Genomic DNA, 9,895 nt, shown 5'->3' with positions numbered 1-9,895 from the left:
TGAACTGACCCCCAATAGTTGGACACCAATTATTGGGGATCTTTTATGTCCAAATACAGTCGAGAACTTAAGTTCATCGTTGCAAAAGAATACTTAGATGGGATGACTCCCAATCTGCTCGGTCAGAAGTATTCAGTCCCATCCAAATACATCCGATACTGGGCTCAGGTGTATTCCCTTCATGGGGAGGATTCATTTACGGTCGATGGGCAGTCAGTAAGCACAGAGTTTAAACGAGAAGCTATTGAATTAATGTGGACAAATAATTGGTCTGTCAGACACACTAGTGCCGTCCTAAATCTCTCTTTCTCTACAACTTTGACTGCGTGGCTCAATAAATACAAAGCGCGGGGAATCAAAGGGCTTGAGAACCGTCGCGGAGCAAAAATGTCCATGAAAAAGTCACCAAAGCAACCACAGAAATCTGATGATGAAATGACCCTGGAAGAGCTGCGGGAGGAATTGGCATATTTGCGAGCGGAGAATGCGGCTTTAAAAAAGTTGGAGGAGCTGAAACAGCAACGGCTTCAACGAACAAAGAAAAAGCGTTAGCAGTTTTAGCTCTTAAAAAAACTTACCCACTAAAACACTTACTGAGAGCCCTTGAGCTACCAAGGAGCGTTTTCTACTATCAGAGCAAGGTGGCGAAGCGTAAGCCTGCTTATGAAGATGAGCGTGAAAGAATATATTCAATTTATCATGAACATAAGGGGCGATACGGTTATCGCAGGATACACTTAGAACTACGCAGAGAGGGGATAAAGCTCAACCATAAAACGGTACAGCGCTTAATGACTCAACTCGGTTTGAAATCAACAGTAAGACCCAAGAAGTACCGGGCTTACAAAGGTGATGTGGGGAAAACAGCTCCAAATATCTTGAAAAGAGATTTTAAAACAACGCAACCCGACGAGAAATGGGTAACCGACGTAACCGAGTTTAAAGTAAAGGAGCAAAAGGTCTTTTTATCTCCGATTCTCGACTTGTTTACCCAAGAAGTTGTCGCGTTCAATATCTCGAAGACATCACGTTTGCCGCTTGTTACAGAGATGCTGAAGGAGGCTATATCAACACTAGATAATAGCTCAAAACCGATAGTACACAGTGATCAGGGGTGGCAATATCAACACAGGGCTTACCAGAAACATCTGTCCGATAACGGACTGACGCAGAGTATGTCGAGAAAAGGTAACTGTCTGGATAACGCAGTGGCAGAAAACTTCTTTGGGATCTTAAAAACAGAGATGTACCATGGACACCAGTTCGACGATGCAGATGACTTGATCTCCAGTCTTAAAGACTATATCGAGTACTACAATACAAAGCGGATCAAGGTAAAGCTAAATGGCCTGACTCCGAGAGAGTATCGAAATCAGGCGCTGCTGGTAGCTTAACGAAACTGTCCAACTTTAAGGGGTCACTTCACAGAGCGTGGGAACGATCGCCTTTCTGCCGCATACAAACAAAAAAAGACCCCACCATCCCGGCAGGGCCCCTTACAATCAGCCTTCAGGCCTACTTCACTTCAGCAACTTCAATCGCTTCAGGCTTACCCACAACCTTCTCACGCAACGTCTGCAGCAGCACATAGATGACCGGCACTACCAGCATACCCAGGAAGGTAGCTGATACCATGCCGCCGCATGCGCCCCAACCGATGGCCTGTTGGGCTGCGTAGCCGGCGCCGTCTGAGAACATCAGTGGCAGAAGGCCGAAGATGAAGCTCAGTGCGGTCATCATTACTGCGCGGAAACGCATGCGGGTTGCGGTTACCGCGGCGTCTACGATGTCGTAGCCGTCTTCTTCGCGCAGTTTCTTGGCGAATTCCACAATCAGGATGGCGTTACGGGCGGACATACCTACCAGCAGAACCATGGCTATCTGAACGTACAGGTTGATGTCTGTACCCATCAGGAACACGGTCAGCAGGCTGCCGATGGCGGCGGTGGGTACCGACAGGATGATACACAGGGCAATTACCCAGGACTCATACTGTGCGACCAGCAGCAGGTAGGTGAACAGGATTGCCAGTGCGAACGCGATAACCGCTGAGTTACCGGCTGCCAGTTCCTGCTTGGTCAGGCCTGCCCATTCGATTTCAAAGCCTGGTGGCAGAGAAATTGCGGCTTCTTCCACGGCGGCAATTGCGTCACCAGAGGAGTAGCCAGGTGCCGGGTAGCCGTTGATGTTCACTGCCTGGGTCAGGTTGAACTGCTGCAGAACCTGCGGGCCGAACACGACTTTAGGTTTTACCACGCTGCTGATGTTGATCAGCTCGCCATGGCTGTTGCGTACCGTCAGGAAGTTCAGGTCTTCGATGTGTTTACGGGTCATCTGCTCAGCCTGAACGTACACGTAGAAGTTACGGCCGCTGAGGTTGAATTTGCCTGCGTAAGCACCGGCAAACTGCGCCTGGATGGTGTTGAACACCTGGTCCATCTGCAGGCCCATCATCTTGATCTTCTCTCGGTCGATCTCCAGTTTGATGTTTGGTGTGTTCGCGGTGAAGGTGGTGTAAGCGCCCACTACACGCGGATCGGCGTTGATTTTCTCGATGAAAGCATAAGCCGCGTTCGCCAGCTCTACCGGATCGCGTGCCTGGGTGTCTTTGAACATCAGGTCGAAACCGGCTACCAGGCCCAGTTCAGGGATAGCAGGAGGCGGGAAGGCCATACCAAATACTTCGGATTCGCCGTCCAGTACGCCCTGTGCCTGACCCAGAACATTCCACAGGCTGACTTCATCAATACCGCGACGCTCTTCATAGTCGTCTAGGGTGATCAGCATCAGACCTGCGTTCGGACCGGTTGAGTTGGTGATCAGGTTAAAGCCCGCTACCGATACCACAGATTTCACGCCAGGGATCTCCTGAAGCTGTTCAGACAGGCCGTGCAGGGCTTCGTCAGTACGGTGCAGTGCAGAGCCGTCCGGCAGCATGACTACCGCAAACAGGGTGCCTTTGTCTTCGTCTGGCAGGAAGCCGGTCGAGGTGTTGTTGCCCAGTACATAGATTGAAGCAAATACACCACCAATCAGCGCCAGTGACAGGAAGATACGGCGGCCAAAGAAGCCTACAGCTTTACCAAAACCGTCACGGCTGTGGTTTACGCCTTTATCAAATACACGGAACAGCCAGATTTTTTTGCTCTCGCCGTGCTTCATCAGCATCACACACATTACCGGGGTCAGTACCAGTGCCACAACGGTCGATACGATAACCGCCGCTGAGATAGCGATACCGAATTGGCCGTAGATGATACCGGTCATGCCTGGCATGAACAGGGTAGGGCCGAATACAGACAGCAGTACCAGCATAGAAGCGATGATAGGGCCGGTTACTTCGTCCATGGACTTCAGAACCGCGTCACGCACACTCAGGGTCGGGTCTTCTTCCCACAGTCGTTCGACGTTCTCGATTACGATGATGGCCGCATCCACCACGATACCTATCGCGAGGATAAGACCAAACATAGAAATGATGTTGATGGTCATGCCTGCGCCAAGCATGATAGCGAAAGTGGCGATCAGGGAGACCGGGATCGCGGTAATGGTGATCAGGGTGATGCGCCAGCTCTGCAGGAACAGAACGGTGATCAGGGTTACCAGGACTACGGCATCACGCAGGGTTTTGAAGATGTCGTCAATCGCGGCCTCTACGAATACGGTGCCATCGTAAGGAATGTCGATAGCGATACCCGCAGGCAGGTTGGCGTTTTTCAGGTACTCTTTGGCCGCTTTACCCACGTCCATTGCGTTAGACGTTGGTGAGCGGTACATGAACACGGTAGTCGCGGCCTGGTTGTTGTGGTACGAGTTTGCCATGTACTGCACAGAGCCCAGCTCAACGCGTGCCACGTCTTTTACTTTGATGATACCTGTGCTGTCTGCACGGATGATAACGTTGGCAAAGTCTTCAGGTTTTTGCAGCGCACTGTCTACTTTGAAGGTGTACTCCCATGAGTTGTCACCTTCGGTCGGAGACAGACCCGCACGACCAGCTGCCAGGATCTGGTTCTGTTCAAACAGCGCTGCCTGGATTTCATCTACTGTCATCGACAGGGACGCCATCTTCTGAGGATCCAGCCAGATACGCATTGAGTAGTTCTTCTCACCCAGTACCATCACGCGGGATACACCAGAGAGACGCTGCAGGCCTTCTTTGAGGTTCATCGAAGTCCAGTTAGACAGCTCGATGTCATCCATACGGCCAAGGTCATCACGTACGGTGAACGCCATCAGCATGCCCGAGGAGACCTTCTCTACGGTCACACCGTAGCGCTGGGCACCTTCCGGCAGGCTGGAGACGGTTTTGTTTACCCGGTTTTGTACCAGGGTTACCGCACGGTCCGCATCGACACCGATCTCAAACTGCACTTCAAGGCTGTATGAGCCATCGTTACCGATGTTGGATTTCATGTAGGTCATGCCTTCTACGCCGTTGACCTCTTTTTCGATCAGGGCGGCGACAGACTTCTGCATTACGTCAGTCGAACCACCATCCATGTTGATGTAAACCATCACGGTTGGTGGGGCAACGTTCGGGTACTGGCCTACCGGCAGTACTTTCATCGCAATCGCGCCAATAATGGTCATAAACAGCGCGACCACGATGGCGAAGTTGGGACGGTTAATAAAGAATCGGCTCATTACTCACCGCCTTGTGCCAGTTTGGTGGTCACTTCAAGGCCAGGGTAAAGCTTGATGGTACCGCTGGTCACAACCATGTCACTCGGCTCAAGGCCGCGTACCAGTTCCATCTTCTTGTGTTTACCCAGTGACTGAACGCGTTTTTGCTCCAGTACGCCCTCTTTTGCCACGTAGACATATTTGCCCTGGCGGTCGGTCAGAACCGAAGACTGAGGAACCACGATGTTGCCTTTACCGTGGTTGTTGGACAGGGTGACTTTACCAAACTGGCCATCCAGCAGCTGGCCCTGGTTGTCAAAGCGGTAGCGTACTTTCAGGGTACTCTTGGTCGGGTCAATCGCGCCGTCAATCGCAAACAGTTTGCCTGCCTGCTGGTAATGGGCACTGTCGACTTTCAGCTCTGCGGCCAGGGTATCGATGCTCTGAACAAAGGCATCGTTGCTTGGCAGCTCAACGATGGCGTCGATTTGATCATCATTGATGATGTCACAGATGGCTTCGCCCTGCTGAACGTGCTGGCCCTGGTCCAGGAACAGGTTCACCACTTTACCTGCCGCTTTGGCACGGATGTTGGTGCGCTCCAGTGCAAGGGCTGCGCGCTGCTCATTGACTTCCGCCAGTTCTACGCTGGCACGGGCTTTGATGAACAGGCTTTCAATTTGCTCATGCTTTGACTTCGACATACCGCCAGATTTGAATAGTTTGGTAGCACGTTTCAGCTCATTGGATGCTTCATTGAAGTTTGCTTTAGCCAGATCCAGATTTGCGTCAGCTTCCATGTGATTCAGCTGGTAGTCCCGGTCATCAAGCTTAACGATCACATCACCGATTTCCACCCGCTGACCATTGCGTACCTGCTTGGATACAATGGCCCCGGAGGTCTGTGAAATCAGGGCGATACGCTGTGATGCTATCAGGGATGTACTGTAAGTTTTTTGCTGAAAGATGGGTTGTACTTCCGCTTTCATCACATCGACCTGTGTCGCAGCAAAGCTCATAACCGGAGCGGCGCACAGCAGTGCGATCAGTTTGGCCTTAGGCATAGATTCTCCAACTTAATAATTTATTCCATGTCAAACTTGATGTGAATATTACAAATTTTTTTGCGCAAAAAATTGCGTAAAGTCTAATAAATTTGAAATGTTTTTCATCGAACTATTTTTGATTGTAATGAAGGAGGCCTAAGTTACTGAGTTGTCAGTTAAATTATTTGTAATGGTACTTTTGATTGATTTATCTGGAATGTGACAATGATCACATTTGAGGTATGGCATATTAAACAATATGCTGTTTTGTATGTCTTAGTAAGTTTGCTGCCGCTCACAGGGAGCGGCGCAGAAGATTGAGGGTGTCAGCGGCCTGGTCAAACCTGAACGCATTCAGCTGCTCTTCCATCTGACCGAGCAGGCCAGGATCTGGCAGCTGATATTCTTTCAGCTGCTCTACCAGGTTGAGTGATTCAGTATCGGAATCCTGCAGGGCATTGTTCAGCTCTTCGAGCAGGCGGTGGAACTGGCTGTCCGGTACCAGCCGACCGGGTTTGCGCCGTTCAGTTAACTGGGCACAAAGGGCATTGACGGCGTACTGGCTGCGGGTCACAAACACTTTCAGTTCTTCAAGCTGATCAATATCTATTTGCTGGCCGGATTTTGCGACCGGCTCCTGAGCGACGGCGTAATTGTACACCTTATCAATCGCCAGACTGCCTGCCGCGCCTTTGAGGGTATGCAGCCGTTTACTGACATCATCATTCTGTCCTGCCAGGCTTTCGGCTTCCAGTACATCGAGCTCCTGTGGCAGCTGGTGGAGGTAGGTTTTCAGCGCAGAGTAGTAGCTGTTCTGATTGCCCAGCAGGCGCTTCAGGCCACTGTTTATATCGATGCCGTCCAGTTCAGGTACCTGTTCCGCCTGCGGGGCGTCACCGGTGGTGCTGTCGTTGTCTGGATGGGGGCTGGTGCCATATCCGGCTATTTTGTTCAAAAGCTCCGGTACTTCAATTGGTTTGGCGATGTGGTCGTTCATACCGGCCGCCAGGCATTGATCTATATCCGGTTTCATCGCGTTGGCTGTCATCGCCAGGATGGGCAGCTGCTCTGGTGTCCAGAGCTTTCTCAGCTCTTTGGTTGCGGTGACGCCGTCCATTCTTGGCATCTGCATATCCATTAAAATAAGGTCAAAGGTGTGCTTGCCGGCCAGACTGAGGGCTTCGAGCCCGTCACCTGCCACGCTGACCTGTGCACCCTGGGCACTGAGTATGCTCTGGGCGATTTCCTGATTGGTTTCGTTGTCTTCCACCAGCAGGATATGGAAATCATCCAGCCGTGGCAGGGGCTGGGATGTACGGCCACTGTCTGAGGACTGAGGCTGGCAAATAACCGGCCCCAGGCAGTTGACCAGGGTATCGACCAGTGCCGAGGCATTGATCGGTTTGTTCAGTACGCCATCGAGCAGGGCTTTGACTTCCGGCATCAGCCGGAGCTGGCTGGCGTAAGCGGAGATCAGGACGATCTTGCTGTCCGGGGCCAGGGAGTGGCGGCGGATGTATTCAATCGCTTCGATGCCATCCACATCCGGCATCTGCCAGTCGATCATCAGCAGATCGTAGGGCTGGTCTTCTTCGCGCAGCAGCCTGAAAGCATCCTGAGCGCCGGAAGCCACGTCCACATCAAACTGGAGATCCATCAGCATGCTCGCCAGTACGATTCGCGCGGCGTCATTGTCATCCACTACCAGTGCACGGCGGCAGTCATCCAGCTCCTGCAGAGGATTGGTGTTTCCAGCGGCTCCGTCATACGGCAGGGTGAGGGTGAACTCAAACTTAGACCCCACGCCATACTGGCTGGAAACGTCTATTTCCCCACCCATCAGATTGACCAGCTGACGGGAAATGCTCAGGCCAAGTCCGGTTCCCCCGTATTTGCGGGTAGTAGAGGTATCCCCCTGGGAGAAGGCCTGGAACAGGCGGCTGACCTGATCCGGCGTCATGCCGATGCCGGTGTCTTCCACGCAGAATGTCAGCCGGATCTGTTCATCCTCCCGGCTCTGTTCGGCGACGCTGACGATTACTTCGCCCTGCTCAGTAAACTTAACGGCATTACCAACCAGATTGATCAGGATCTGACCCAGACGCAGCGGGTCACCGCTGAGCAGGTTCGGCATGGCCGGCGAGACGTTGAAAATGAGTTCAACGCCTTTGTCATCGGCTTTGGCAGAGAGAATATTGGCCAGGTTATCCAGTACTTCGTTGAGTTTGAATGGCGCGGATTCAATTTCCAGCTTACCGGCTTCAATTTTGGAGAAGTCGAGGATGTCGTTGATGATCCCGAGCAACTGGCGGCTGGACGATTCAATCTTGCTGATGTAGTCGCGTTGCTGGGTATCGAGCTTGGTTTCCAGTGCCAGATGAGTCATGCCCATGATGGCGTTCATCGGCGTGCGGATCTCGTGGCTCATGTTGGCGAGGAAGTCGCCTTTGATCTGGCTGAGTTTGTCGGCGGCGTCCTTGGCTTCGATCAGTTCCTGCTCCAGTGCCTTGGTTTCGGTGACATCGAGGAAGGTGCCGACCACACCCATAATGCTGTTGTTCTGGTCATAGAAAGGGGCTTCGTATACCACCAGCTGGCGCGGTTCATTGGCGTGGTTGTTCAGGCTCAGCTCAAACTGCAGCCGTTTGGTTCCCTGCAGCAGGTCAAGTTCATGCTTTTTGAGCTGGAAAGCGGCTTCTTCATCGAAAAATTCTTCAATGTTTTTACCCAGCACCTCGTCCGGATTGCTGCCAAAGAAAGTACAGAACTGATCGTTGACCCCAAGGTACTCACCCAGACGGTTACGGTAATAAGTCGGGTTGGGAATGGAGTCCATGATGTGCTGATTGAGCTTGAGCTGCCGGGTCACTTCTTTCTCGGTCTCGCGCTGCTTCTCACTGCTCAGGCTGAGCCGGAAGGCGATCGCCAGCGCTTCAACCAGCTCGTTGAGCATGCGGATATCCTGTTCATCGAGTGGCTGGGCTACGCCGAGCTGCAGTACGCCAAGCGGCTGTTCATTGGCCTGGATAGGGAAGTAGTGGATTTCCTGCAGACTGAGTTTCATCTGGCCCATGCTGAGCGCCAGCGGATTTTGCCCGCTGCCGCGCACTACTTTATGGCTGCCCATCTCTATGCACAGATAAAGCAGGGAATGAAGGTCCGGGTTTTTCTCGCTCCAGTCGCCCAGCGAATCGATCACCCGGAACTGGTGGTCCCGGTAGTGATAGAAGCTGATAACAGGGCTGTTGAAATAGTGATTGATAAACTGCTTGGTGGCAGAGATGACTTCGGTCAGCTGGGTTTTGCCGCGAATGATGTCATTGTAGTTCTGAACGGTCCGGCCAAGGCGCAGCTGCTGCTGAAAACTGTGCAGCAGCGCATTGATGGCTTTGGAGAACTGTCCCAGCTCTCCCGGGACTTTTTCGTTAAGCCTGAAGTCATAGTCCTGGTTGGTGACCCGGCGGATCACCTGTTGTTGCATGTTTTCCAGCGGAGACAGGTAGAAGTGCCACAGCATCCACGCGGAAATCAGGGTCAGGGCAACCAGGGTGATGACGCTGACATTGAGCAGCAGTGACATGAACTTAACGGACTCAGAAGAGCTGACCTGGATGTCGGCAACCCGATCGACGCTGTAGCGGTACGCGCTTTCTATATTGTTCATGATGCGCGCTTTTTCTTCGAAATAGTGTCTGCCATAAAGAACATTCAGTGCCTGAAGGCGGCCCTGGGGTGTGCCGGTTTCTATCAGGCTGAATGCCTGTTCTTCGAGGTCGGTCAGGTGATCGCTGCTGTTGAGCGCCAGGGTCAGGGCGGAGATTTCCGCCGGGGACATGCCGGCATTGGAGAGACGTTTTTCAAATGAGATGCCTTCCCGGGCCTTCTGATCAACCGGAGACTGGGTAGAAAGGTAATCCCAGTAGTCCAGATCGTGCTCTTCCGGAGGGCTCACCAGGCCATTTCTTACGTCGCGGACGTGATTAAACAGCTCTTTCCATTTTGGATCGCCGGTGACGGCGTAGGCGCGGGCGAATTTGGTCAGGTTATCGGAGCTTTGACGGAGTTCATCGCCCAGGGCGTTAATTTGGGCAGTTTGGAGCAGCGAGCGCTCTTCTTCCTGAAAAGCGGTGACAGCGCGGTGGACGACCACGATCACACTCAGGTTGACCACCAGCATGATCAGGAAAACCAGGCTAAAAAGGGACTTCATTTTCATGGGGCTA

5 protein-coding genes are annotated in these 9,895 nt (G+C 52.4%); 2 read left to right on the top strand and 3 right to left on the bottom strand.

Features of this window, described 5'->3' with window-relative positions:
* The first annotated feature begins 45 nt into the window (after positions 1–45).
* Positions 46–552 (top strand): transposase, encoded by a 507-nt coding sequence (locus tag ACVB80_RS11100; protein ID WP_481081358.1) that lies wholly within the window; start codon positions 46–48, stop codon positions 550–552.
* Positions 462–1,394 (top strand): IS3 family transposase, encoded by a 933-nt coding sequence (locus ACVB80_RS11095; protein ID WP_481081362.1) that lies wholly within the window; start codon positions 462–464, stop codon positions 1,392–1,394. Before ACVB80_RS11100 ends, ACVB80_RS11095 begins: the two co-directional genes overlap by 91 nt.
* A gap of 121 nt (positions 1,395–1,515) precedes the next feature.
* Here ACVB80_RS11095 and ACVB80_RS11090 read toward each other — a convergent pair whose 3' ends face one another.
* The 3 genes from ACVB80_RS11090 to ACVB80_RS11080 form a co-directional block, all read right to left on the bottom strand.
* Positions 1,516–4,647: an efflux RND transporter permease subunit gene (locus ACVB80_RS11090; RefSeq protein ID WP_481081357.1), complete on the bottom strand. Its 3,132-nt coding sequence runs from the start codon at positions 4,645–4,647 to the stop codon at positions 1,516–1,518.
* Entirely contained in the window at positions 4,647–5,690 is a 1,044-nt protein-coding gene (locus ACVB80_RS11085; RefSeq protein WP_481081356.1) for an efflux RND transporter periplasmic adaptor subunit, read from the bottom strand. The genes ACVB80_RS11090 and ACVB80_RS11085 overlap by 1 nt, the downstream gene beginning before the upstream one ends.
* Before the next feature lie 277 nt (positions 5,691–5,967).
* Entirely contained in the window at positions 5,968–9,888 is a 3,921-nt protein-coding gene (locus ACVB80_RS11080; RefSeq protein ID WP_481081355.1) for a response regulator, read from the bottom strand.
* Between the last annotated feature and the right edge of the window lie 7 nt (positions 9,889–9,895).

Source organism: Vibrio sp. 9-16B-A1 (assembly GCF_056726165.1).
This window is presented reverse-complemented; position numbering and strand designations above follow the sequence as displayed.